This window comes from Pelotomaculum schinkii, assembly GCF_004369205.1.
Taxonomy (GTDB): Bacteria; Bacillota; Desulfotomaculia; order Desulfotomaculales; family Pelotomaculaceae; genus Pelotomaculum_C; species Pelotomaculum_C schinkii.
In genome coordinates this window covers 2,245,949-2,271,965 of sequence record NZ_QFGA01000001.1, presented here as the reverse complement: position 1 = coordinate 2,271,965, position 26,017 = coordinate 2,245,949, and the positions used below count along the sequence as shown (strand labels likewise).

The following is a 26,017-nucleotide window of genomic DNA, read 5'->3' as shown; positions in this document are numbered from 1 at the left end:
TGGGTGGATGCTATTTGGTTAATGTGTATAAAGGTGGTAGGTCAGGCATGCAACAATTGAAGGGGATCAAAATACTATTAGTAGATGATGAACCGAATATATTGCAGTTTTTGGAGCTCGGCCTGCAAAATGAAGGGTTTGAAGTGCAGACCGCCCAGGACGGCATGACAGCCATTACCTTGCTGAAGCAATTTCAGCCGCATGTCGTTATACTCGACGTTATGATGCCCGGCATGGATGGTTTTGAAGTGTGCCGGATGATCAAAAAATCGGAGAACGTGGCGGTGATTATGCTGACGGCCAAGGATGAAGTGGATGACCGGGTGAAGGGGCTTACGCTCGGGGCCGATGATTACATGGTAAAACCATTCAGTTTTGAGGAACTGCTCGCCAGAATTTATGCCCGAATTCGCAATCAATTCCCAAACTTGTTTGGGGAAGTAGTGATCGGGTCGTTTCATATTGATGACCGCCGTAAGGAAATCCGCCTTAAGGACCGGGTTTTGGAACTGTCTCCAACGGAATATCAACTCCTTAAATTTCTGGTTCTCAATCACGGATTGGTTTTAAGCAAAACGATGATTTTGGATAAAGTATGGGGATATGATTTCGGAGGAGAGGAAAACATTGTTGAGGTGTATATCCGCTCCTTGCGGGACAAATTAAACGACAAAGACCATCAATTAATACGGACCTTGCGCGGTTCCGGCTACCGGATCGATCTGTCATGAAGCAAAAGGGAAACGATCGTTCTTTTTTTGTTTTTAATTCACTCCGGATTCAACTATTATCCCGCTCACTGCTGATCCTTGCCGTTTTACTGGCGCTCATTGGTTTGCTGCAATATGTTTTTATGCGGGAGGTTATTTACAGAAATAAAGCTTCCAGCATGCAGAGCCAGATCATGTCTATTTCTCCCGATGTCTGGCAGCATCCCGGTACAAGCCAGGAATATGGCGATTTACGTCCGCCTCGTTTCTTGACCCCTGAGGAAAACCTGGCATTTATTGATCTGCAGGGCAACTATTCCATATTCTCCAGCGGTCCCGACAGCGGAAGCACTCCGAAATTGGATGCGCAAGAGTATTTGGATGTCATGAAGAGAAGAATAATGAGAAATCCAGTCGAAGAAGAGTTCTCCGGGCAAGAGAATTTGGATGTCAGGAAGAAAAGACCATGGCCGAATTATAAAATTGTCGGCGCTGGAGGCTCGGAACAATTATTGGTCTTGCAGCCGGTTTTTTCAGAACCCGGACAGGCGCTTGGCGTCGTTCAGGTAAGTACTTTTACAGCTCCGCTCAAGGAGCTGCTTGTCCGTCAACTACTGATTTTTTTGTTGCTTTCCCTCATTGCCCTGCTGTTTGGCCTGCTTGGCTTTTTACCGCTCCTGAAAAGAACGCTGGTCCCCTTATCCAACATGGTGGATACCGCGGAGCAAATCGACGCCGGGAATTTAGCCAGGCGTTTTCCCACCCGGCAAGGGCAGCTGGAAATTGACCGTTTGGCGGAATCCTTTAACGGCATGCTGGAACGGTTGGAAGCTTCCTTTGCAGCGGAAAGAGAGACCAAAGAACAGATGCGCCGTTTTATCGCTGACGCCTCTCATGAGTTGCGGACGCCGCTGACCTCCATTCACGGATTTTTGGAGGTACTGCTCCGCGGCGCGGCCAATCAACCGGAGCAGTTGTATAAATCATTAAAAAGCATGCACAGCGAATCGGAACGCCTTAATAAATTGGTACATGCGTTGATTCTCCTGGCCAAACTCGACCGCACGCCGCGCATTGAGCTTACGGAAGGCGCGCTCGATAACGTTATCCGGGATATGGAGCCGCAACTGCGTATTCTGGCCGGCGGCAGAAAACTGGACTTGAATATAGAACCGAACCTAAAATGCAAATATGATACGGATAAAATGAAACAGGTGATCCTGAATCTGTTTCAAAACGCGGTGCAGCACACAGATCCTGAAAAAGGGCATATCCGGATCTCATTATTTGGAATTCACAATGGTGTGCAATTATCCGTTGAAGATAATGGGCCGGGGATCAGTGAGCCCCATCTCGCCCACGTATTTGATCGTTTTTACCGCAGTGATTCCTCCCGGACGCGCAAATATGGCGGAGCCGGTTTAGGCCTGGCAATTACCAAATCCATTATAAGCGCTCACGGCGGAACCATTAGCGTTGTAAGCCGGGAGGGAGAGGGCGCTACATTTCATGTCTGGCTGCCCGCATAACCGGAAAGCTCCAACGAAACGGCATTTATGCACGATCTATCGTGTGTGAATGCCGTTTTTTCTTTCAGCATATATTCAGCTATTATTCAATCAACACTCAGTTACCATTAAGGGGAAATTCAGTTAAAGCGCATATCATTTTAAGAAAATAGGCCTGGACATACATAATACGTGAAAGGATGAACATCACAATGAGATGGTAAGGACAACGACTATGTCTGAAGGGGGAATAAGACAGTGGAAAACACACTCAATCATGGAATAAAAAAATTCAGTTTGCCTCCTGTATTCTATAAGAGAAAAAAGCTGTTAGGCGTCTTAATCATTGTGGTTATTGCATTGGCGGGATATTTCTTACTGGGCAACTCAAAAAAAGCGTCGGGAGGTTATCTTACTGAAAACGTTAAAAAAGGCTCAATAACCAACACCATCTCGGCAAGCGGCACGGTCGAGCCGGTAAGCACGGTTTCCCTGTCCTTTAAAAACGCTGAAATAATTAAAAATATTTATGTCAAGGTAGGAGATCATGTAACACCCGGTCAGGTGCTGGCCGATCAGGACAGTGAAAACCTGGAATTGTCGGTGACACAGGCTGTAGCAAGCGTGGATCAGTCCAGTGCCAGTTTGGAATTGCTGCAACAAGGCTCCACCCAGGAGGAATTGCGGGAGGCCGAGGCCAGTGTGCAGATAGCCCAGGCGTCGTATGACCAGGCCAAGTCTAACCTGGAGCGCAATCAGAAACTGGCTGAGGCGGAAGCATTATCCCAGACAGATCTTGAAACATATCAAGCAAGTTATGCCAATGCCGAAGGTAATTTAATAAAAGCGCAGGAAGCTTACAAAGCGCTGCTGTCAGGCAGCAAGGCGGAGGATATTAAATCAGCCGAGGCAAAGTTGGCGAGCAGCCAGGCGCAGTTGCAAGCGGCTAGAATTGATTTGACAGGAGCCACGATGACAAGCCCCATTAATGGTATCGTTAGTGAGATAAACGGCGCAGTAGGGCAACGGGCTACGGCCAACAACAACAGCACCAGCGGGTCCAGCGGGTTCATGGTTGTTATCTCGGAGGCTTTGCAGGTAACCGCACAGGTGAATGAAGCAGACATCGGCAAGACACAGGTTGGCCAAAAGGTTGAATTTACAGTTAATTCCTTTCCCAATACAACCTTTACAGGTCAGATCAGCAGTGTAGCCCCGCAGGCATATACGTCGTCCAACGTCCAGCTTTATGATGTTATCATCCAAATTGATGATAACCAGCAGGGGTTAAAAGCGGGGATGCCTGCAGACGTAACCATCATTGTTGAAAGACAAGAAAATACCCTCATCATTTCCAAAGCGGCCGTAACCTATGCTGCAAATTACCTCAACACACTAGGTCAGAGCGGGGCCGCAAAACCGGCAAATATTGAAGGCGGCAACAGCCAAATTCAAAATAATAAACAAACCAGCGGTGCAGGCGCAGGCGCCGCTAGCGGTAGCAGTAGCAGTAATGGGGCTGCCGGCGCTGCAACAAGTTCCAAGGATCAGCAATCGACGATTTTGGTGATGGGCCAGTCAGGACAACCGGAACCGAGACAGGTGACCCTGGGAATGTCAGACTTAAGCAATTATGAAGTTGTAAACGGCCTTAACGAAGGAGAAACAGTTGTAGTTGGCTCTCTCAGCCAGACTTCAACTTCAACTTCAACTTCTACTTCTAATAGCAGTACCAGGAGTAACCAGGGCGGCGGCATGATGGGCGGTGGCCCACCCCCGGGAGGACCCTAATCAGCAATCTGTCAAACTAATCTGAAGACCATTTTGGCTTCTGTCATACATCCTCCGTTGACGCCGCTTACGATGTGAGTAATCTATTATTGAATGGTGGTGCCGTATGCCGGATAAAACTACTATTGAACTAAAAGGCATTAAGAAAATATATGATATGGGGGAAAACAAGGTCTTCGCTTTGCGGGGTATAGATTTAACCATCAAGCAGGGAGAAATGGTTGCGATAATGGGTTCCTCCGGATCTGGCAAGAGCACGCTGTTAAATATTTTGGGCTGCCTGGATAAGCCTACTGAAGGTACATATTGTATCGATGGTGAGAATGTATCCGAATTAGATAAGAGTCAGTTGGCTGACATCCGTAAAAGAAAGCTTGGTTTTGTGTTTCAGGGTTTCAACCTTTTGGGCAGGATGACCGTAGGCGCTAATGTTCAACTACCCATGATCTATGCCGGAGTAGATAAGAAAGAAATGGCAGCCAGGGCCAAAGATGCCTTGAGATGGGTCGGCCTCTCAAAATATTTTAACCACTATCCCAACCAGATGTCAGGAGGTCAGCAGCAAAGAGTCGCCATTGCCCGTTCTCTGGTAAACAACCCTTCTTTGATCCTGGCGGATGAACCCACCGGAGCCCTGGATTCAAAAACAAGCATAGAGATTATTGGGGTTATGCAGAGGCTGAATCAAGAAAAAGGGATAACCGTGGTGGTAGTTACCCATGATCAGGAAATCTCACTTTACTGCCGGCGTTTAGTTATGATCAAGGATGGTCACATTATCAACGACGCTCCGGTATTAAGCCAGAGGAATGCCGCTGCGGATCTGGCGGCATTTCCGGTAGAAGCGGAGGTGGGACTATGAATCTCGCCAACAACTTTGAGGTGGCCGCTAACGGGATCAAGGCAAATAAGTTAAGGGCTTCCCTGACCATGCTTGGCATCATTATCGGGGTTGCGGCTGTTATTATTATGATTGCCGTGGGGCAGGGCGTCACCCAAAAAGTACAGGATCAGATTTCGAGCATGGGCTCCAATCTATTGATGGTTTATCCCGGAACCGGGCAGGGGCCGGTCAGGGGCTCCGGGGGTAGTGTCGCAACCCTTACCCTGGAAGACGCTGAAGCAATCGCTGAAATAGATTCGGCGCTCTATGTGGCGCCTGAGCTAAGTTCAAGCGCCACCATCGGGTACAACAACCAAACCTGGACATCTACTTACAACGGAACCACCCCCGAATTGCTGTCGATCAAAAACTGGACAATCAGCGCAGGGTCATTTATTACCGATGATGATGTAACGAACATCGCGCCGGTGGCAGTTCTGGGCAAAACGGTGGTAGACAACCTTTACCCCTCCGGAGAAGATCCGATAGGCACAAAAATTAGAATTGATAAAATAAGCTTTACCGTTGTAGGTACCCTTGCCTCCAAAGGCTCCTCCATGGGCGGTCAGGATCAGGATGATGTTATATATATTCCTATCACCACTGCACAAATAAAACTATTGGGTGTAAAGAGTGTCCGTCTAGTCGATGTTCAGGTCGATAAGGCGGAGAACATGGCTGCCGTCCAGAGTAATATAGAAAGCCTTTTAAGGCAGCGGCACCGCTTGGAAGGGACTGCCTCTGATGATTTTAACGTGCGCAACCTGGCTTCCGTACTTGAAACGGTTGAGAGCACCTCTGCCATATTGACGCTCTTTCTGGCCGGTGTGGCTTCCATATCACTGCTGGTGGGCGGTATCGGGATCATGAATATCATGCTGGTTTCTGTAACTGAAAGAACCAGGGAGATTGGTTTGCGCATGGCGGTCGGGGCAAGTGAAAGCGATATCCTCAACCAGTTTCTGGTGGAGGCGCTGGTGCTGTGTCTGTCAGGGGGGATTATAGGGATTCTCCTGGGTGTAGCCGGGTCTAAAATCATTGCCATGGTGGCCGGTATGACGATGTCGGTCAAGGCGTACTCAATAGTAATCTCCGCGGGTTTTTCCGCGGCAATCGGAATTTTCTTCGGCTATTATCCTGCGAAGAAGGCTGCGGGATTGGATCCCATTGAAGCGCTGCGGTTTGAAAAGTAGATGTGTATATCTATATAAACCCAGATTAAATTCAGGGCCGGTATGTTCAAACGCCGGCCCTGAATTTTTTTAGAAGACTAATTTTTAATGCTTTGGGGAAGTGACGGAGAGTAAATGTACAGATGATTATAAATGTTACTTAGTGTCCAAATATTAAACAGTTGACTTTCATTTGCAATGAGGTTTTTCGTAAGTACACATGTAACTAATCCCATTCATTATAAGTGAAAACAAAAACGGCAGTAACTATAGCGGGTGCTGAACAAGCCTTAGAGCCTTATTTCATAACGGTTCACATAATAATCAAAATTTTTTTTAAAGATAGACACATTTGGTAAATATATTTCAGAAAAATAACCTTGGCTGGCATGAGCTTTGCTTCTATACATTATCGTGACGTCATATAAAATCCATAAAAAGGGGGAAATACAAAACCTTCTAAAAACAGCCTCGTTTTTGATTGCGTGACGTAGCGGGATTTGAGTTCTTCTAAAAAAAAGGTCCAAGGCTTGACAGGTGTGCAGGGATTGAAAAGGATATTTATGGTGTATTGCTTGACACAAAAATTTGATTAGTGAAATAACAAAAGGAGGAAGTATCATGTTAGATTTTCAACTTTTCCAGAGGAGTCGTATACTCATTCAACCGGGCAGCATAGCTCAGTTAGGCGAATTAATAGAGTATTTGGGCGCTAAGAAGCCGATGATTGTAACAGATAAGAGCATGGTAAATATGGGTATTCTCGATCAAGCAGTAGCGGGCTTGAAAGAAAGAAATATGGAATACGTTACCTTTGATGAAGTACTGCCGAATGCGCCGACGGAATTTATTGAGAAGGCCAGCGAGATTTGTAAGAAAGAAAAATGTGATTGCGTAGTAGGTCTCGGCGGCGGAAGCGTAATGGACAGCGCTAAGGCTGTAAACGTCTTGAGATTTAATGAAGGGAAAATCCTGGACTATGTAGCGCATCCGGAAAAGATTGTATTTTCACCTAACTGCGTCTTGATACCCACTACTGCAGGAACAGGCAGCGAATTATCTGACGGGATGATTATTATGGGCCCTGATCATCAAAAGTATACGATTCTTGCCTATAACTGCGGATCGGAATACGCAATTATTGATCCCGCTATATTGACCAAGTTACCTGCTCAATTGACAGCATCTACGGGAATGGACGCCTTCACCCACGCTATAGAATCCTATACTTCAACACTTGCGAATGATCTGACTGATCTGATCTGTGAAATGAATATTGCTACTATTGCGAAGTATTTGCCGATATGCGTTCATGATCCGGGCAATTTAAAAGCAAGAAGCAAGATGAGTATAGCAGCAGCAATGGCAGGCTGGATGTTAGCTTACCCTCACGCTAACACCGGACACTCAGTCGGACAAACACTAGGCGGATTCTTTGATGTGCCTCACGGACACTCTGTTGCATATGCAGAACCTTGGACAATGGAATATAATGCGGAAGTAGTGCCTGAAAAGATCAAGTATGTAGCTGAATGTTTGGGAGTAAGGTTTACAGGTAAGGAAACATCGAAAGAAATCGGTGCGAAAGCAAGAGACGCTTTCATTGATTTCAGAGACAACACGTTAGGGTTAAAACCTGCCACTGAGTTCCCTTACGATGAAAGCAAGTTCGAGGAAGCTGCAAAGGTAATTGAAGCGGATATATTCCAGCTTTTCCAGCCCAGAAAGATTACTGCTGCTGAAGCGCTTGGGATTTTAAAGAATATTTACAAAAAATAAAAGTTCTATCCGTAAAAAGCAGTTGGTCTTTAGCGGTTAATTGGGGTGGCACAGGTTTGCAAAACCACCATCGTCAATATGCAACCCTGTACCACCCGCTGACCGTACATCCTTACAGTGCATATATGGCGATTATGATGAGCATAAATTTAAATAACTAAATCTCATGCTTTGCAGAAAAGCCGCTAAAGAGCTATAACAAAATTTTGTGGTTTTTCCTGAGTGTACAGGTAATTAAAAAATGATACACCCTGTATACCCTGGAGGCAGTACATCCCTGGTTTGTATGGTGTGTAGGAGAACGTTATTTGTCTAATTGTCTTAATGTTTAAAATAGTTAGGAGGTTATTTGGATGTCTGATAATTATGCAACTGCCAATCCGGCGGGTTTAATCGTAATGGTTTTTTACCTGTGCGCCCTTCTACCAGTACTAATTGGCATTGCTCCGGCTTCAGCCCTCATCATACTTGTGCCGCTGGGTTTGGTAGGCAGTATCGTGCAGTTTATTGCCGGAGCCATTGAACTCAAGCGCGGTGATGTCGTCAACGGCAACATAACTTTAGCCTTCAGCGCCTTTATGTTCTATGGAGCCATCTCCTTTATGTTTAAGTTCTTAAACGTTGGACCACAGGATACCTCCTTAGTAGACGGCTGGGTGTTTTTGAGCATGGGCATCATTTTGCTGGGTCTAATTGGACTTCCCATGAGAGCAGGCTTTGTCCCCGGACTTTTCTTTGTCATTACAGTCATCTTCTTCGGACTCATGGGCTTTGGCAACCTTCTCGGCATGCCGGTTTTAACTAAAGTAGCCGGTTGGGTTGAGATTATTGCCGTTATTTCATTAATTTGGATTATCATTGCAACCATAATCAATACCGCTTATGGCAAAGAAGTCGTTTCCCTCGGGCCGCCCTGGATTAAGACCGTGCCCGCAAAAGAAGGAGTATCTGCATAAAAGCATATTTAAGTGAACAATTATTTCCGAGTTAAACAGCCTACAGCAATTGCCATGGTTGTTAACCGCTAGGTATAAATGGAAACGTTTGTGCCTCCCTTCTTGGAAAGGAAATATTGATTTCATCAAACATGATTTCAGATGGAATTTTTAAAAAGGAGGTACTGCGATTTCAATGGCTGATAAATTTATCAGAGTAAAAATGGATTCAAAGACAGTCGTTTATGAAGAAAGAAAAGACCTGGAGTTGTATGGCGGCCGCGGTCTTATTGATAAGATTCTAACCGACGAAGTAGACCCCACCTGTGACGCATTGGGCACCGGCAACAAACTTATAGTATGCGTAGGGCTTTTAAACGGCACGGCTGCCCCGGCCAGTGGCAGGATCTCAGTCGGCTGCAAAAGTCCGCTGACAGGAGGGGCTAAAGAAGCCAATGCCGGCGGCACCGCAGGCGCGGCCTTTGCCAGATTGGCGCTTAAATGCATTATTATTGAAAACGCACCCGCTGGAGATGCCTGGTATATTTTAAAAGTGAACAAAGACGGCGCGGTATTGCTGCCGGGCGATAAATATGTGGGTTTGGGCACCTATGCCACAGCTGAAAGGTTAATGCAAGATTATGGTAACAAGGTAAGTGTTATGGCCATAGGCCCAGCCGGCGAAAGAGGCTATAAAATGGCTTCAGTCCAGGTAAGCGATCCCAGCGGCCATACCGCCCGCGCCGCCGGCCGGGGTGGTGTCGGAGCGGTCATGGGTTCCAAGAGGATCAAGGCCATCGTCTTGGATACGGAAGGCGCTAAACTTGAGGCCGAGTATGCCGACAAAGAAAAGTTCATGGAAGCTAATCGGAAATTCGTTGAAGGTATTAAAGGACATCCCATTTCCGGAGGCGGTTATCCAGCCATGGGCACAGCAGCCGGAGTCATGGGTGTCAACGCTCTGGGCGCCCTGCCGACGAAAAACTTCAGCGACGGCAGATGGGATCAAGCAGAAAACATCAGCGGCGAAACCCTGGCTAAAAACTGCAGTGAAAGAGGCGGCCGGACCGGTCACGCCTGCCAGCCCGGCTGCATCATCCATTGCTCCAATGTTTACCACGGCCCGGACGGCAAATACCTTACCTCAGGCCTGGAATACGAGACCATCGGTCTGGTTGGTTCTAACTGTTTAATATCCAACCTGGACACGGTTGCCAAGATTGACCGCATGTGCGACGACATTGGTATTGATACCATGGATACGGGTGCAGCCATAGCTGTTGCGATGGAGTCTGGGAAAATCGCCTGGGGCGATGATGAAGCAGCAATTAAGCTGGTCCAGGAAATAGCGGACGGCACAGAATTCGGCAATATCATCGGCAACGGCGCGCTGGCTGTTGGTAAGCGCCTCGGTGTAAAGAGAATTCCGGTTTCCAAAGGGCAAAGCTTTGCCGCCTATGATCCAAGGAGCTTAAAAGGAACAGGAGTCACTTATGCCACTGCTCAGCAGGGAGCCGACCATACCTGCGGCAACTCGCTTGGTACCGTTGAACAAGTTAATCCATACGATAAGGCAGGCCAGGTTGAATTATCAACCATGCTGCAGGTAGCTTTTTGCATGAATGATTGCACGGGTATGTGTCTGTTTAATACTTTCTGCACCACAGAAGAACCGTACCTGCTGGCGCTAGTTAATATGTTCGCAGGCAAATTCGGTGGTGAATGGACTGTCGATAGATTGATGGGCCTGGGCGTCGAAGCGATAGCGCTGGAGAAAAAATTCAATGAGGCAGCTGGTGTGCCCAAAGTCGATGTCCCTGAATTCATTAGGACTGAAGTTCTTCCGTCAAGCGGCGCCGTGTTTGACATTACGGATGAAGAATTAAGTCAAGCGATACCTTTCTAAGCAATTAGCATCCAATCAACAAGTTAACATTATTAATCTACAGGTGTAAACATCAAAGGGTGAGGTCATTGACCGTCGCCCTTGATGTGTGCATTGAATGAATTGCAGGGAGGAGAATGAATGTGGGTTCTGAACCTGCCAGTCCAATTACGGTTAAATTCAAGTCATATGTGACTCCTTCGGAACATGTTGAAGGATTTGAATCAGGTAAGGAATTTCCATTAAAGCTGCGTGCTGCCATTACATTAGAGGAATTAGTTCAGCAGTTATTCAGTAAAAATAGAAATCATATAGGGTTCAAGGTTGTCAACGGGAAAGTCGTAAAAGATAAAGTTTTATCAGACGGAGATTTAATAGAAATATACCGTCTCATGGGTGGCGGTTAAAGTGTGTCAAGATGTTGGAGGGACGGTCTTGCGACGGCGAAGTGGGGCTTGTTTTGTTTGCGGCAGCAGCTTAAACAAATGTCACAGGAAGCGCCCCTCCGATATTCTTCTGGTTCAGGTATCCATCTATATCCCGCGATAAATGTTAGTTGGTAAACATTCAGCCATCTGGATTGCTCCGGGTGGCTTTTCCCCCCTGGTAAGTCAACATATGGACTGTGTTCAATAAAGCATAACATAAATACTTATATTGTCACATAAAGCTATAAATACTCAATTTAATTGGGATACATCACCAAATAATAACAGGCAATAGGCAACTTAAAACATATGGCAGCAAAATTAATTAATGTTAGAATTGTTGGACAAGTTGTGGTATCATATAGTCGGATAGCGGTTTATAATTTCGCGGTCTGGTTGTTATAGGATGCGCTGACACTCATTACCTTTTCAGTTTGATGGACATAATTATATTATCCAGGGGGAAAGGTGGCAGAGAAAATGAATGTTAATGGCTCCTTGTTGTTACAACAGCATCTTGCTCAAATACTAAAAACAGGAAGGGCAATTAGCGAAAAGGCTCCTGCAAGGCTGGATAAAATTGAGGAAGAATGGAATAACTTAGTTACAGGTAAACCGGTAAATCAGAATATAGTGCCGCGAACAATATATGAGTCATGGCAAAGAAGTATGGAATATGGAGTTGATCCATATTCAAAAAACAGAAGATTTCTGTCTAAAGAGGAAATTAAGAAGCAAATCTTAGATAATCATGACTTTATCAAAAAATTTGGCGATATTATTATAGAAGTGCAAAGTTTGGCCAGAGAAAAGGGTTTATCTGTGCAAATATTTGATAGCGAGGCAAAGGGTCTTCAATTAATTGCCCATACTAATTTTTTACACCGGGAATTGGGTGTTAGAAGTCCGATCCCAGCTGGTTTAGCGGAAAATGAGGTGGGAACTAATGCGGCTTGCCTTGCATTACGGGAGAATAAATCAGTACAAGTATTGGGACCTGAGCATTTTAACTTTTATTTCCATAACTTTTATTGTTCTGCCGCACCTATTCATAACTCTAAGGGCGAGGTAATTGGGGCAATAAATATTTCAAGTTATAGCCATAGGCATACTATAGATACCTTGATGTTGGTGACATTGTTAGCTAAAACCTTTGACAGTATAAATTTTATTATGGATACCATGGGGAAACTGGATACAATTAGTCTTGCCATGAATAGCACCATTGATTATTTGCCTCATGGTATGGTTTATGTTAATAATGATAACGAAATCGAACATTATAATGATAAGATAGTAGAGATGTTGGGGCTTGACAAGTCAAACATTAAAGCTGATCTTGCAAAATATATTTCTACTTTACAAAACAATATCGTAAATGATTCCGGACATAAAAAAGAAATATATTTAGATGTCAATGGTCGAAAAAAACGTTTTTTCGTATCAACAAAGAAAATACTTAACCATACCAGTAACGAAGAGAAAATAATTTTTATAGAAAATGCGAAAAATGCTAATAATACCCTGCAGGGAAATGAGGCTGATTATACATTTAATGACATCATTGGAAAAAGTCATAATCTAATAGATGTAAAAAACCAGGCTAAAATAGTTGCAAAATCTTCTTCACCAGTTTTAATATTTGGGGAAAGTGGTACTGGCAAAGAGTTGTTTGCTCAGGCTATTCATAATGAGAGTCCAAGAAAAATTAACCCTTTTGTTGCAATTAATTGTGGCGCTTTACCGCATGATTTGGTGGAAAGTGAATTATTTGGTTATGAGTCCGGCGCTTTTACCGGAGCTTCTAAAAATGGCAAGCCAGGCAAGTTGGAGGTAGCCTGCGGCGGAACCCTGTTTCTTGATGAAATTGAAAGTATGCCTCTAAATATTCAGATTAAATTATTGCGTGTTCTTTCCACTAATAAAATATGTAGAATTGGTGGGATTAAAGAGATACCTATAGATATTAGGCTTATCTCGGGAACAAAAAAAGATTTGTTGCAGGAAGCTGATGAGGGTAATTTTCGAGAGGATTTGTATTACCGAATCGGCATAATTACACTAAAATTACCGTCTTTGCGCGAAAGAGATGACGACATCCCCATATTGGCAAAACATTTCATTGATATATTTAGTAAAGAATACAATTTGCATGTGAAAGAAATTGATAACGAGTTTTTTGAGGCGCTTACCTGCTATTCCTGGCGTGGCAATATACGGGAATTAAGGAATGTAATTGAAAGAGCTATAGTTTTATTAAGTGGCAGGACAAAAATATCTCTCTGTGATCTTCCTGAGAAAATAGTTAAAGCCTATAATTACAAGACTCTGAAGAATAAAATAAGGGTAATCGAAAACACAAAAAATGGATCCAATAATTTAATGAAAATGAGTGAGGAAATAGTTATTGAGCTGCTATTAAGTGAGGAAAACGGCAATCTAAGTAAGACTGCTGAGCGTTTAGGAATTAGCAGGACAACATTATATAATAAAATTAATAGTAGTAAGAAACTGAAAATGCTTTTTAGTAAACATAAAATTGGCTAGATTGCCACGAGAAGGGCTTACCTCCCGGATGAGGGAAGTAAGCCCTTTTCATACATTTGATTGATGCTGCCGATTCCAGATAAAAAATGCATTTTTGTTGATTGAAGAAGTATTGCTTTGAACTGCTTTAAAAAAATTGGGATTTATTGTGTTGCTGTTCAATAATTAAAAACCTCAAAAATATGTACAAAAATTAGACACAAAAAATATCCTGTACTGTTAACCAGTCAGGGACGGGTCTATAAAAATTCATCAAAAAGTAGATATGTTTTGGGATTGTGGGAGTGAGTCCGTTTATTGGCATATACTTTGCTAGTGTGTAAAATATAAATAGCAAAAGGATTTTTCATTTATTTAAATAATGAATATTTATTTCCGAGTTAACCAACCTACAGCGATTGCCATGGTTGTTAACCGTTAGGGTGTAGCTGGAAACATTTGCGCCTCCTGTTGGAAAGGAAATACTTATAAGTATATATTCTATATAATAATATAGATATATCCTTTTTAGTAATGCAGTTTCCTACAGGGGTAACTGCATTTTTATTATAGATGTCCTTTGAACTGGACGTCTATAAAAAAGATGCCATGGCATGCATCACAATATGACCTTGTAGAGGCGGTCGGCAAATTGTACAAAAAAACACCTCTGGAAAGCTGGATACTCGCGAAGATAGAAGGGCACAATGGCAGTTTGGGCAAGTTAACCCGCTCCATCATAGAGACTTATCAAATTCAGCAACTAAGGGAGACTCTGACCCTCGCTCGCGACAAGAGCCCCTTTTACCGGCGCCGTTTGGCGCGGTGCGGCATAGATAAATTCCAGTCCTTAAAGGATCTTGGCGGATTACCTTTTACTACTCCTGCGGATATCAGACAAAACCCGCTGCAACTGCTTTGTGTTTCACAGGATCAGATTAACCGGGTGGTAACCCTGGACACTTCCGGCACCACCGGCCTGCCCAAGAGAATATATTTTACAGCCGCGGATCAGGAACTGACCAGGGACTTTTTTCAGCATGGTATGTCCACCCTGGTTCAGCCGGGCGACAAGGTGTTAATCCTGCTGCCCGGATACTCGCCCGGCAGTGTGGGTGACCTGCTGGCTGATGGTTTGCGCCGCATGCAGGTGAAACCCGTTCCCTACGGGGTGGTCCGGGACCCGGAGGCTGTCTTGGAGATTATGGCCGTGGAACAGGTTGACTCCCTAGTCGGGATTCCGACTCAAGTATTGGCACTCGCCCGCTGCCGGCAGTCTGACAAAAGAAAACACCAGATCAGGTTGAAAAGCCTGCTGCTGAGTACGGACCACGTTCCCGGCGCGATTGTAAGGTTTTTGGAGGAAACATGGGGCTGCCGTGTTTTCAACCATTATGGCATGACTGAAATGGGCCTGGGGGGCGGCGTCGAGTGTGAAGCGCGGGCAGGCTATCACCTGCGGGAGGCGGATTTGCTTTTTGAAATAATCAATCCCTTGACCGGCGAAGTTTTACCGGAAGGGGAAGAAGGGGAAGTGGTTTTCACAACGCTAACCCGCCGGGGTATGCCCCTGATCCGTTACCGTACCGGAGATATTGCCCGGTTTATGCCCGAACCCTGCCCCTGCGGTACGGTGCTGAAGCGTATGTCTTGCGTGCGGGACCGGGTTCAGGGCAGAATCACCTTAACGGGGGGCGAGCTGCTTAGTTTGTCCATACTGGACGAGGTCCTTTTTGCAGTAAACGGTGTTGTGGACTTTGAGGCATCTTTACTGCCGGAAAACGGCAGGGACAGATTGGCTGTCAGAGTACTGGCAGCCGCCTGGGCTGCTGAAGAAATACCGGGATTGGTTGAAAAAGCGCTATTTTCTGTTCCTGTGCTTTCCAGAAACATCAAGAAGGGAAATTTAATCTTGGCGCCAGTTCAAATAGATACATCACCGGAACTCTGGAAACCGGCAAAGCGAATTATCCGGGACAACCGCAACAAAAACTAAGATGCAGGCAGTTGGCTGATGGACAGGAAACACCAAAGAAAGCCCTTGCCAGGGGTAATTGATGGACAGGAGGGTTGTTGATTCTATGGAGTATAAAAATATTAACGCCCAATTACGCGCGATACCGCCGCCCCACCAGCCTTGGCTTAGTTCCGCTATGTATAATTACCGGGAAAAATTAGTAAATTGGAATCCTATCTGCATAAAAAATAATGCCGTATACTATCAGTTTACTACGAGGGATACACAGGATGATTTTATCGGTATCGTACCGGATGCTTGTGTGAATATAATCTTTAAGTGCAACCCCAACAATCCAGCTGCATTGATATGGGGCATACATGAAGGATGGGCGAAAATCATGCTTGAGCCAAATACGACTTATTTTGGTTTTAAGCCCTATTCTGTGGTAGGCATAAAAAATATCAAGGCCCGCTTGGGTGATCTAAAAAACAACGTATTAAAACTGGAAGATGTTTTTGTTAATTCATCCATTATTGAAAAAATTGCTATGAAAGATAGCATGAATGAGCGGATAAAGCTTTTCCAGAACTATGCCATGTCTAACTTGATAGATGAGACATATTTCCCCGATTTCACAGAATACTGCGCTATCCTTATCTGCTTATCGCGCGGAAATATTAAACTTGAAGATATTGAAAGAGAGACCGGTTATTCTGAAAGATATTGCAGGCAAAATTTTAAAAGGACTTATGGTGTGTCCATTAAACACTATAGCCGTATTGTTCGCTTCCAAAACGCGCTAAGAATGGTTATGCAGGAGGACTGGCAGGGTGTTCCTGATATAGTAAATGAGTTAGGCTACTTTGATCAATCTCACTTTATCAACGAATTCAAAGGTTTTTCCATGACTTCACCTTCCAGGTTTAGAAATATATATATGAATTTATTGTATAAAAATAGAACAAATAAAACTGCGATTAATGTTTGTAATACTGGCGCCGAAGATTATTCACAAGCAGCACTGTAAAATTGCCGGCAAAAAAGACAGGTTTTGTTATGCTTTTTCATGCGTGATATTTATAAACCGCCCATTAACCGGCAACAGGTTAGGGACGGTTTCTTTATTTTTAAATCTGACAGATATCAAACCCCTTTCTATGGGTGGTAGCCATAAGTTGGTTTCGCCGAAATATCCAATTATTTTATGAATGTTCAAGTTATTCTTAATTAAAGTCGTAAGTACACCAACTGCAAAGTGCAAAAAATGAAAGGGGGAGAATTTATGGCTTTAAGGAAAATTTGGTTGAACTTAAACGGAGCAGACAGAATGATGGTTTGTGATCCTGAGAAAGACACTCTGGCGGATGTGCTCAGAAGAGTTGGCCTGACGGGGGTGAAGTTAGGTTGCAAAACTGGACAATGCGGTGTTTGCAGTGTTATATTGGAAGGTGAAGTTGTACGCTCGTGTATCAAGAAAATTAAAGACGTTCCTGATTTTAGTAAAATAGTAACCATTGAAGGAATTGGCACTCCAACCAATTTGCATCCGCTGCAACAGGCCTGGATTACTTACGGTGGTGTGCAATGCGGCTTTTGTTCCCCCGGGTTTATCGTATCTGCAAAGGGGCTTCTAGATCAAAATCCGAATCCCACAAGAGAAGAGGTGCGCCATTGGTTCACGGTGCACCGCAATGCCTGCCGCTGCACGGGGTGGAAACCGCTTGTTGACGCGGTTATGGAAGCGGCCAAAGTCATGCGTGGCGAAGCCACTATGGAAGACATTACCTTCAAGGCTCCCCCGGATGGACGTATTTACGGCACGAACGTCCCGCGCCCGGCCGCGCTTGCCAAAGTTACCGGTTTGTGCGATTACGGCGACGATATCAAGCTGAAAATGCCGCCCGGCACCTTGCACCTGGCCATTGTACAGCCTGGCTTGAACCATGCCGTTATTAAAGGTATTGATTGTTCTGAAGCGGAAAAAATGCCCGGCGTGGTAAAAGTGATCACCTCCAAAGATATCAAAGGGACCAACAGGATTATGCTGCCGGTAGCCCATCCCCGCTCTAAAGCCGATGGCTTTGAGCGTCCTATTATCGCGGATACGAAAGTATTCAGATATGGCGATGTAGTCGCCGTTGTAGCGGCGGAAACGGAAGAACGCGCCCGTGCCGCAGCGAAAAAGGTTAAACTTGATTTGGAGGAATTGCCGGCCTACATGAGCTATCTGGATGCCGTTGCCCCTGGGGCAACAGAAATTCATGAAGGTATACCCAATGAGTATCTGAGAATGCCTCTTTTCAAAGGTGAAGATACCCGTGATGTTCTGGCTGAATCCGATTATGTTGTTGAAGGCAGTTTCTATAGTACCAGCCAGCCTCACCTCATCATGGAGCCGGATGTTACCCAGGCTTATATCGATGAAGACGGTAACGTATGTATTCATAACAAAACACTTGCTCTCCTCTTCCCGCTCATCACACTTGCACCAGGCCTGGGACTGCCTGATGGTAAGATCAGGGTTATCGAAAATCCGACGGGCGCCAGCTTTGGTTCTAGTATATCTCCAGCCAGCTCCGCTCTAGCGGCGGCCTGCACCCTGGCCCTTGATGGAGCCCCGGTCACCCTGACCATGAGCTATGCGGAACACAATGCCTTTTCTGGCAAACGCGCCGCCCATTACTCCAACGCCAGAATGGGTTGTGACAAAAACGGAAAAATTACCGGTTTTGAATTTGATTTTGCCTATGACCATGGCGCTTATACTGAAATGGCTGCCATTCTTGCATCAAAAGCCATTCGTTTTGCAGGCTTTAGTTATAACATCCCCAATGTAAGAGCTTTGGCCAGAGTAGGTTTCTCTAACCAGACTTTTGGTACCGCTTATCGTTCCTATGGCAATTCACAGGCTTACACCATGTCTGAAGCAATAGTTGATATGCTGGCGGAAAAAGCCGGTATCGATCCTTTTGAATTCAGGTATATAAACCTGGCAAGGCCGGGGGATACCAACATCAACAGTTATCCATTTAAAGAATATCCCTTTACCACACTTATGGACAGGCTCCGTCCCCTATACGAAGAGGCTAAGGCCAGGGCGGAAGCCCAGAGCACGCCTGAAAAGAAACGTGGCGTAGGTCTTGCTTTCGGCGGTTACAATGTTACCGGGGGGCCGGCGGACCATGCGGAAGTTGCTCTTGAGCTGAATGAAGACGGTACGATCACCCATTACAATACCTGGGAAGACCAGGGTCAGGGCGGCGATGTGGGTACACTGGTCCTTACCCATGAAAGCTTGAGAGAATTGAATCTCGACTACAGGCAAATCAAACTGGTGCAAAACGATACGGCACAGTGTCCGCAAACAGGTCCTGCCGGAGCCAACCGTTCACATTATATGGCAGGCAATGCTACCATTAATGCAGCGAAGAAACTGCTTAACGCGATGCGTAAAGATGATGGCACTTACCGCACCCATGCGGAAATGGTTGCCGAAGGAATCCCGACTAAATATCTTGGAGTATTTGATACCACTGATATCACTGTCGACCTTGATCCGAACACAGGCGTCGGCGATCCCACTCCTGTTTACAATTACGCCGTTTTCCTTGCGGAAGTTGAAGTGGAAGTCGCCACAGGTAAAACAAAAGTCGTGGCCATGAAAATGATCTATGACATCGGCGCTATAGGCAGTATCCAAGCGGTTGAAGGGCAGGCATACGGCGCCCTGACCCACTCCATCGGTTTTGCGCTTTCGGAAAAGTACATTGACAATAATAAATACAGCAGCCTTGTGCGGTGCGGCTTCCTGTATGCGGACGATATTCCTGATGATATATATCTGGAAAGCGTCCCTTCCCCCAGAAAAACCGCTCCCTTTGGCTCGGTCGGTTGTTGCGAAGGATTCCAGTCTGCAGGCCATGTGGCAGTAATTAACGCTATCAATAATGCCGCCGGCGTAAGAATTTACGATCTCCCCGCCACTCCGGATAAAGTGAAAGCAGCCATGGAAGCAAAGGCGCAAGGAAAAGAGCTTAAACCTGAAAAATACTTCCTCGGCTCCGACCTCTTTGAAGCGCTTGATGATATCGCGGAAAATCCGGTTGAATCTACAGGTCCCGACATGGCTCTTTAGGGCGCGATGTGAGCCTGAATTCCATTTAAACAAATGATAATAGTAATTGCCGGCGGTAGTGCTGCAGCCATATGGCTGCAGCACTACCAATAAATGGCAAACAGGAGGAGTGAAAAGTGAAAATCGCAGTAATGTCGGATGGCTGTGGTGGCAATAGCAAGGTCTCAGAGAAATTTGCTGATGCCCGGTGGCTATTAATTGTGGACATGGATAAGCAATGCATTGTTGAGGCGATTGAAAAAAGTGAGGGTGACGTGGAAAACACAGAACTGGCAGAAAAAATTGTAGACAGGGATTGCGAGTTGGTGATTTGTGGTGAAATTGAGAAAATACCCTTTGAGATATTGGCGGACAATCATGTGACCCGATCACTTGGAAGTGGGCTCTCCGTTACAGATGCGCTAAACTGTGAGAGTATGCTGGATTTAATAACCGATTGCATCGGCGGCACAGGCTGCCCCAGTGAGTCGGATACCGATGAAACAAAAAACTGCTGCGGTGAACACTGATGCCTTTGCTTTATTACGCCCCCGGTAAAAGGAGAATTATCTATTATGGGTAATAGCGATGCGAAATTACTGGAAGGCTTACTCAATGCGCCGGCCAGCGGCAGGATATTGTCCAAAGACATGGACAAATATGTAAAGGATTGTTGCAACGGGGAAAAACCTCCCTGCCGGTGTGTCTGTCCGCTGGACCTGGATGTCGTTATGTTGAACACTAAATTGCAAAAGGGAAATTTTAATAGCGCATACACCATGTACAGGGACAAGGTCCTCTTTCCGGGCATTGTTTCTAAAATTTGTGATCAGCCCTGTCTAAATGTATGTGTGAGAAAAGACATAGATGATGCTATTGACATGTTAAAATTGGAAAAAGCAATAGTAGATTATACCCGGTCCACCGCACCGGTTAAATATAGGGTGCTTAAAAAAAATAAGAAAGTAGCAATCCTGGGAGCGGGCCTTTGCGGCTTAAGCTGTACCGTAAAGCTCGCTTCGCATGGATATGATGTGACCATATTTGAGAAGAAAGATAAGATCGGCGGAAGATTGTGGGATTTGCTTTCCCCTGACATATTTATTCCGGAAATCGAAAACCAGATGCAGTTTTTTGAATATACCCTTAAGTTGGATACGGAAATTGAAAATATAGGTGAACTTCAAAATCATTTTGATGCGGTACTGATTGCTACCGGGAAAGACGGGGCATCCTTTGGCCTGCTGGAGGGATTGAACAGGGATTCGCTGGGGAGCGCGATAAAGGGGATTTTTTTGGCTGGTTTCTTGCTTGGAACCACTCCCATGCAGTCCATCGAACAGGGCATACGTGCCGCTCAATCCATAGAATCTTATTTACAAACGAATCGTATGCATGTGATGCTGGGCATAGATCTCGACAAAACCTCACGCCTTAGAATGGATATCGGTAAAATAGAGCCATCCAAAGGGGTAAAAGCCGAGCGTTATTCTAAGGAAGAAGCCGTTTACGAAGCGAAACGGTGTTTGAAATGCGATTGCAGGGACTGCATAAACGCTTGCGATATGATAAAGCGGTATAATAAAATGCCCAAACGCATCGCCGGCGACGTGCGGATGACTTTAAATCCGGTGGAAAGCCTGCAGCCGAGAGTGGCAACAAGGATGCTTAGTTCTTGTAATAATTGTGGTTTATGCGGAACCGTCTGTCCTGAAAACATCGATATGGGCGATTTTTTGCTGGAAGCGCGCCGCATTATGCACCGGGAAGGGTCCTTGCCGCCCGCCTTTCATGATTTTTGGATCCGGGATATGAAATTCGCGGCAAGTGAAAAAGCCTATGTGGCTAAAAATGCGCCCGGATATCAAAAAAGTGAATACATATTTTTCCCGGGTTGTCAACTGGGAGCTTCGGAGCCGGCATATGTAGAAAGGCCGTATGCCTATTTATTAAAAAAGTTTCCTCAGTCCGGCATAATTTTGAGCTGTTGCGGCGCACCCGCCGAATGGGCAGGGGATGAGCCCTTAACGAAAGAAATAACCGCTGGGATACGAAAGCAATGGGAGGATATGGGAAAGCCTGTCGCCATATTGGCCTGTCCAACTTGTGAAAAGATGTTTACCAAATACCTGCCCCAGATCAAGAAGATTTCTTTATATGACTTTATCAAAGAGCATGGACTGCCTTTAAACCATATCGTAAGTAATGCCGCCGTTTCCATATTTGATCCCTGTTCCAGCCGTTACGATGAATCCATGCAAAAAAGCGTGCGCGAACTTGTCTTAAAGGCCGGTTTTGCGATCGATGAGTTGCCCTACAGGGAGAAAACGGCTCAGTGCTGCGGTTATGGCGGACATATTTATACCGCCAATCCTGCTTTGGCAAAGGATATCGCCAGGAAAAGAATTGAGCTTGGCCAAAATCCATATATCACCTATTGTACAAATTGCAGGGATATTTTTGCTGATATGGGCAAGCCTTGCCGCCATGTGCTGGATGTTCTTTTTGACATCAATGGCGAGTTGCGCAAACCGCCTTCTCTCACGGACCGCAGGAACAACCGGGTGGCTTTAAAAGCCTCTCTTTTGAAAAATATCTGGCAAGAGGAGAGCTATGAAGAAAGGCAAAAGCCAGCCATATTGATTTCACCGGAACTTATGGAGAAGTTAAATAAACAACTGATCGTTGAAGACGATATACGTGAAACAATAGAATACTGCGAGTCTTCAGGCAACAAAATTTTTAATCCTGCAAAGGGCTATTATATCGGTCATCAAAGGCAGGGTGTTATGACATACTGGGTGATTTATCAAGTTGAGGAAGGGGCCTATAGAATTATTAACGCGTATTGCCACAGGCTGACCATAGAAGGAGAGTGATGTGGTGATGGAGCCGGACAAACTCATTTGCACGAAGTGCAATAGGGAACTGGAGCTGACAAGTATCAATCTTGAATACCTTGGTCACAGGATGACGCATCAATTTCCAACATGCCCGGTGTGCAAGCTTGTTTATATCCCGGAAGAGGTTGTGATGGGTAAAATGCAGCAGATAGAAAGAGAATTGGAAGATAAATAATATAGCTTTTCAGGGAGGAAAGTCTGTAATGGATTCGGTACAACAGCGCATCGTGGAACTGAAAATGCAAGGCTTTTGTTGTGCGCAGATGATACTTGTCCTTGTGGGGTTGGAGCCGCAGGGAAAGGAAAACGCTGATTTGGTGCAGTCAATACGCGGGTTGTGTTATGGCATGTATGCGCAGCATACTTGCGGTGTTTTATCAGGAGGAGTTTGCGCGCTGGCCCTATATGATTTCGATCAGGAAACCTTGCGGAAAGTATGTGCGGAACTGGTGGATTGGTTTGATGCTCATTTCGGCGGAGTCAACTGTGTCGATCTACTGGGTCCGGGAGGCCAGCCTGCCTGGATATGCAATGATGCTCTTTTGCAAACCACAGAAAAATGCCTGGAAATTTTGCAGGAGCATGACTTTATTTGAAGTATCCATCCATAAAACAGCCTCATCTACACAAATTTTTTGGGGGGCAGCCCATGAATAAATATGAAAGCAATACCTGGATGCAAATGCCGCAAGGCGCCATGAGGCCGGGCGGATTGCAGCTTACCGGACAATTGCTGGAATTGGCGGCACTGGAAAACAGGGCGAGAATACTTGATATTGGCTGTGGTTTGGGAAGTACGGTGTCTGAATTGAACAAGCTTGGTTTTCAGGCAATAGGCGTGGATAGTTCTCAAAAACTGATCGAAAAAGGCCGTATCAAATACCCTGATGCGTATTTGCAGGTCGCTGATGGAACTGAACTGCCATTTGATGCGGGCTCTTTTGATGCCGTGATTTGTGAATGCAGTCTTTCCGTGATGCCGGCTCAACATGTTTTAGAAGAGTGTAACCGGCTTTTGATTTCCGGCGGCAAGGTCTTAATATCCGATTTATATGTGCGCCGGAAACCGCAAACCACGAGACTGGATACGCTGGACGTCAGTTTGATGATGCAAGACCAATGGGTGGAATTGTTAAAGCAATGCGGGTTTTCGGGTATTCAATTTATTGATTGCTCCAAAGCCTTCACGGAATTTGCCATTAGGGCGATTTGGGAATATGGGAGCCTGGAGAATCTATTTGATTGCAAGCAATGGCGCCATGCCAAGTTTGCCAAACCGGGCTATTTTTTATCTGTTTCAACAAAGGGTGTTTAGAGAGTGGTGAAAGATGTAAAAATGCAAAAGGAGATTATTTGTAGCTGTAATACTGATCATGCATCCGGTTGTTTGGTATGCGGGGGAGAATTATTTTATAATGCTGATTCTGCTATAGATGTTAAATGCGTGATTTGCGGTAAGGAAGAACAGTCCAATACTATATGTGTAAATGGTCATTATATTTGTGATGAGTGTCATAGAGAAAAAATTCTTGATGTTGTGGAGCGGGTATGTGTTGCTACAAATTTAACAGATCCTGTAGAAATTGCCTTACAGATTTTTAAACTGCCTGGTTTGCACATGCATGGCCCGGAATATCACAGTATCGTTGCTGCAGTGTTGGTGACTGCATACGGCAATTCAGTAAAAGACAAACAAGCGCAGGCAATAAAAGAAGCCATAAAGCGGGGTAAAGACATTAAAGGCGGGGTATGCGGGACTCATGGCGCCTGTGGGGCCGGGGTCGGCGTGGGAGTCGCTTATTCTATCATCCATCAGGTAACTCCTTATTCCAAGGAGGAAAGAGGTGCTGCCAACCGCCTGACAGCTTTGGCGCTATTAGAAATCAGTCGATTTGGTGGACCAAGGTGTTGTAAACGGGATGCGATGATTTCAATTGAAACGGCCAAACGAAACATCAAAGAGTTTGATAATAATGGTCGTAGCCGCTACATCTGCAGCCAGTTTATGAATAATCAAAAGTGCATCCAGTCTCAATGCCCGTATTTTCCCGAAAAGATCGTGTTGGGGGAAACAGAAAGCCTTTGCCCGGTTTGCCTTTCGCGTATTCCGGCGCAAAAGGTCAAATATGGCGCTAAAGTTTATTTGGAAAAAACCTGCCCGCAACATGGTGATTATAAAACTATCATCTGGAACGGTCCTCCTGACTATAAATCATGGGAGCTTATCAGACAGCCTTCTCCCTCTGTCAGCTGCATCACAAAAGTGGACAAGGGCTGCCCTTATGATTGCGGCATTTGTCCCGGCCATCGTCAGAATACCTGTTGCGTATTGCTTGAGATTACCAACAGATGCAATCTTTTGTGCCCGGTCTGTTTTGCTTCCTCGCAGGAAAACGCCGCCCCGGACCCGTCATTGGAGGAGATTGGCGCGTGGTATGATACCTTGATGCGCTGCGGCGGACCTTTTAACATCCAATTATCCGGCGGCGAGCCTTCATTGCGTGATGACATCGCAGACATCATCCGTTTGGGCAAGGAAAAAGGTTTTTCTTTCTTTCAGCTCAATACCAATGGATTGCGCCTTGCCGAAGAGCCTGCCTATGTAGAAACGCTGCAAAAGGCGGGACTTAATTGTGTGTTTTTGCAATTTGATGCAATGAGCGATGAGCCTTATTTCGCTTTACGAGGCCGCAAGTTGCTCGAAACCAAGCTTCAGGCCATCGAAAACTGCATTGACGCGGGCCTGGGGGTGGTTTTGGTCCCCACCCTCGTGCCCGGCTTGAACGAAAATGAAATCGGTCCGATCATCCGCTTTGCTATAGAAAACATGCCACATATACGGGGAGTTCATTTCCAGCCGGTCAGTTATTTTGGCAGGTATGGAGAAAAGAAAAACGAGCGCATAACGATACCAGATGTGTTGCGCGCGATCGAAGAACAGACCGGTGGACAGATGAAGGTGGAAGACTTTAGACCGGGTACGGCTGAAAACTCCTATTGTTCCTTCAATGCCAGCTTCCTTTTGCAACCCGACGGCACGCTCAAGGTATTGCCAAAGACACAAAACTGCTGCTGCAGTAGTTCCACGGAGCAAAAGCCGGCCGGGGATTCGAAAAAAGCCAGAGAGTATGTGGCCCGTCAATGGAGCAGCGCGCCGGAACCCAAGTGGGTGATTTCCAGGTATGCGGCGCCCGGATCTTTTGATGAGTTTTTGGAACGCAGAGCCCTGTATACCTTGGCTGTATCCGGTATGGCATTTCAGGATGCCTGGAATCTTGATTTGACCAGGTTGCAGGAGTGCTATATACATGTGGTGAGTCCGGATAGGCGCATCATCCCGTTTTGCGCTTATAACTTGACAAGTATTACGGGGGACCCTTTGTATAGGGGAGTAAACAGGTAGGGTCACTCCTTAAGATGCCT

General features: G+C 45.4%; 19 protein-coding genes, 1 pseudogene and 2 riboswitches. All 20 genes and pseudogenes read left to right on the top strand.

Annotated elements, in window-relative coordinates:
* Positions 1 to 47: 47 nt before the first annotated feature.
* The 20 genes and pseudogenes from Psch_RS10540 (at position 48) to trsS (ending at position 25,997) form a co-directional block, all read left to right on the top strand.
* A complete protein-coding gene (locus Psch_RS10540; RefSeq protein WP_134217253.1) occupies positions 48 to 731 on the top strand; it encodes a response regulator transcription factor in 684 nt (227 codons plus the stop codon).
* Positions 728 to 2,239: a sensor histidine kinase gene (locus Psch_RS10535; protein WP_190240134.1), complete on the top strand. Its 1,512-nt coding sequence runs from the start codon at positions 728 to 730 to the stop codon at positions 2,237 to 2,239. The genes Psch_RS10540 and Psch_RS10535 overlap by 4 nt, the downstream gene beginning before the upstream one ends.
* A 237-nt stretch (positions 2,240 to 2,476) precedes the next feature.
* Positions 2,477 to 4,009, top strand: a complete 1,533-nt coding sequence (locus Psch_RS10530) for an HlyD family secretion protein (RefSeq protein ID WP_243124011.1) — start codon at positions 2,477 to 2,479, stop codon at positions 4,007 to 4,009.
* 106 nt (positions 4,010 to 4,115) lie between these two features.
* Positions 4,116 to 4,871, top strand: coding sequence for an ABC transporter ATP-binding protein (locus Psch_RS10525; RefSeq protein WP_190240133.1), 756 nt, complete (start codon positions 4,116 to 4,118; stop codon positions 4,869 to 4,871).
* The gene (locus Psch_RS10520) at positions 4,868 to 6,085 is read left to right on the top strand and encodes an ABC transporter permease (protein WP_134217250.1); all 1,218 of its coding nucleotides are present in this window, start codon (positions 4,868 to 4,870) and stop codon (positions 6,083 to 6,085) included. Before Psch_RS10525 ends, Psch_RS10520 begins: the two co-directional genes overlap by 4 nt.
* Positions 6,086 to 6,685: 600 nt before the next feature.
* The gene (locus Psch_RS10515) at positions 6,686 to 7,843 is read left to right on the top strand and encodes an iron-containing alcohol dehydrogenase (RefSeq protein ID WP_190240132.1); all 1,158 of its coding nucleotides are present in this window, start codon (positions 6,686 to 6,688) and stop codon (positions 7,841 to 7,843) included.
* Positions 7,844 to 8,196: 353 nt separating this feature from the next.
* Positions 8,197 to 8,799: an acetate uptake transporter family protein gene (locus Psch_RS10510; RefSeq protein ID WP_190240131.1), complete on the top strand. Its 603-nt coding sequence runs from the start codon at positions 8,197 to 8,199 to the stop codon at positions 8,797 to 8,799.
* A gap of 12 nt (positions 8,800 to 8,811) precedes the next feature.
* Positions 8,812 to 8,928, top strand: a riboswitch (molybdenum cofactor riboswitch).
* Between the two features lie 46 nt (positions 8,929 to 8,974).
* Entirely contained in the window at positions 8,975 to 10,684 is a 1,710-nt protein-coding gene (locus Psch_RS10505) for an aldehyde ferredoxin oxidoreductase C-terminal domain-containing protein (protein ID WP_190240130.1), read from the top strand.
* A gap of 122 nt (positions 10,685 to 10,806) precedes the next feature.
* A complete protein-coding gene (locus tag Psch_RS10500; protein ID WP_190240129.1) occupies positions 10,807 to 11,070 on the top strand; it encodes a ubiquitin family protein in 264 nt (87 codons plus the stop codon).
* Positions 11,071 to 11,559: 489 nt separating this feature from the next.
* Positions 11,560 to 13,638: a sigma-54 interaction domain-containing protein gene (locus tag Psch_RS10495; RefSeq protein ID WP_190240128.1), complete on the top strand. Its 2,079-nt coding sequence runs from the start codon at positions 11,560 to 11,562 to the stop codon at positions 13,636 to 13,638.
* Positions 13,639 to 13,999: 361 nt separating this feature from the next.
* A riboswitch (molybdenum cofactor riboswitch) is annotated at positions 14,000 to 14,115 on the top strand.
* Between the two features lie 154 nt (positions 14,116 to 14,269).
* Positions 14,270 to 15,613 carry a DVU_1553 family AMP-dependent CoA ligase gene (locus Psch_RS10490; protein ID WP_243124010.1) on the top strand — a complete coding sequence of 448 codons (1,344 nt, stop codon included), beginning with the start codon at positions 14,270 to 14,272 and terminating at the stop codon, positions 15,611 to 15,613.
* 85 nt (positions 15,614 to 15,698) lie between these two features.
* Complete coding sequence (locus tag Psch_RS10485) at positions 15,699 to 16,604, top strand: helix-turn-helix transcriptional regulator (protein WP_190240126.1); 906 nt, start codon at positions 15,699 to 15,701, stop codon at positions 16,602 to 16,604.
* Between the two features lie 255 nt (positions 16,605 to 16,859).
* Positions 16,860 to 19,712 carry a molybdopterin-dependent oxidoreductase gene (locus Psch_RS10480; protein WP_134217243.1) on the top strand — a complete coding sequence of 951 codons (2,853 nt, stop codon included), beginning with the start codon at positions 16,860 to 16,862 and terminating at the stop codon, positions 19,710 to 19,712.
* 116 nt (positions 19,713 to 19,828) lie between these two features.
* On the top strand, positions 19,829 to 20,221 hold the full coding sequence (locus Psch_RS10475; RefSeq protein WP_134217242.1) for a NifB/NifX family molybdenum-iron cluster-binding protein: 393 nt from the start codon (positions 19,829 to 19,831) through the stop codon (positions 20,219 to 20,221).
* A gap of 45 nt (positions 20,222 to 20,266) precedes the next feature.
* Complete coding sequence (locus tag Psch_RS10470) at positions 20,267 to 22,570, top strand: pyridine nucleotide-disulfide oxidoreductase/dicluster-binding protein (protein WP_190240125.1); 2,304 nt, start codon at positions 20,267 to 20,269, stop codon at positions 22,568 to 22,570.
* A 7-nt stretch (positions 22,571 to 22,577) separates the two neighbouring features.
* Positions 22,578 to 22,769: a DVU_1557 family redox protein gene (locus Psch_RS10465; protein ID WP_134217240.1), complete on the top strand. Its 192-nt coding sequence runs from the start codon at positions 22,578 to 22,580 to the stop codon at positions 22,767 to 22,769.
* Positions 22,770 to 22,797: 28 nt separating this feature from the next.
* Positions 22,798 to 23,190, top strand: coding sequence for a C-GCAxxG-C-C family protein (locus Psch_RS10460; RefSeq protein ID WP_134217239.1), 393 nt, complete (start codon positions 22,798 to 22,800; stop codon positions 23,188 to 23,190).
* Between the two features lie 53 nt (positions 23,191 to 23,243).
* Complete coding sequence (trsM, locus tag Psch_RS10455; protein ID WP_134217238.1) at positions 23,244 to 23,909, top strand: DVU_1556 family methyltransferase; 666 nt, start codon at positions 23,244 to 23,246, stop codon at positions 23,907 to 23,909.
* A gap of 21 nt (positions 23,910 to 23,930) precedes the next feature.
* Positions 23,931 to 24,629 (top strand): annotated as a pseudogene (locus Psch_RS21135) (DUF5714 domain-containing protein); the annotation flags it as partial.
* A 24-nt stretch (positions 24,630 to 24,653) separates the two neighbouring features.
* Positions 24,654 to 25,997: a radical SAM (seleno)protein TrsS gene (gene trsS / locus Psch_RS10450; RefSeq protein ID WP_282432457.1), complete on the top strand. Its 1,344-nt coding sequence runs from the start codon at positions 24,654 to 24,656 to the stop codon at positions 25,995 to 25,997.
* Positions 25,998 to 26,017: the final 20 nt, after the last annotated feature.

Bases quoted from the DNA above. Each gene is read 5' to 3' on its own strand.
- Psch_RS10540 (WP_134217253.1), top strand. From the start codon at position 48: ATGCAACAATTGAAGGGGATCAAAATACTATTAGTAGATGATGAACCG.
- Psch_RS10535 (WP_190240134.1), top strand. From the start codon at position 728: ATGAAGCAAAAGGGAAACGATCGTTCTTTTTTTGTTTTTAATTCACTC.
- Psch_RS10525 (WP_190240133.1), top strand. From the start codon at position 4,116: ATGCCGGATAAAACTACTATTGAACTAAAAGGCATTAAGAAAATATAT.
- Psch_RS10520 (WP_134217250.1), top strand. From the start codon at position 4,868: ATGAATCTCGCCAACAACTTTGAGGTGGCCGCTAACGGGATCAAGGCA.
- Psch_RS10515 (WP_190240132.1), top strand. From the start codon at position 6,686: ATGTTAGATTTTCAACTTTTCCAGAGGAGTCGTATACTCATTCAACCG.
- Psch_RS10510 (WP_190240131.1), top strand. From the start codon at position 8,197: ATGTCTGATAATTATGCAACTGCCAATCCGGCGGGTTTAATCGTAATG.
- Psch_RS10505 (WP_190240130.1), top strand. From the start codon at position 8,975: ATGGCTGATAAATTTATCAGAGTAAAAATGGATTCAAAGACAGTCGTT.
- Psch_RS10485 (WP_190240126.1), top strand. From the start codon at position 15,699: ATGGAGTATAAAAATATTAACGCCCAATTACGCGCGATACCGCCGCCC.
- Psch_RS10480 (WP_134217243.1), top strand. From the start codon at position 16,860: ATGGCTTTAAGGAAAATTTGGTTGAACTTAAACGGAGCAGACAGAATG.
- Psch_RS10470 (WP_190240125.1), top strand. From the start codon at position 20,267: ATGGGTAATAGCGATGCGAAATTACTGGAAGGCTTACTCAATGCGCCG.
- Psch_RS10465 (WP_134217240.1), top strand. From the start codon at position 22,578: ATGGAGCCGGACAAACTCATTTGCACGAAGTGCAATAGGGAACTGGAG.
- Psch_RS10460 (WP_134217239.1), top strand. From the start codon at position 22,798: ATGGATTCGGTACAACAGCGCATCGTGGAACTGAAAATGCAAGGCTTT.
- trsM (WP_134217238.1), top strand. From the start codon at position 23,244: ATGAATAAATATGAAAGCAATACCTGGATGCAAATGCCGCAAGGCGCC.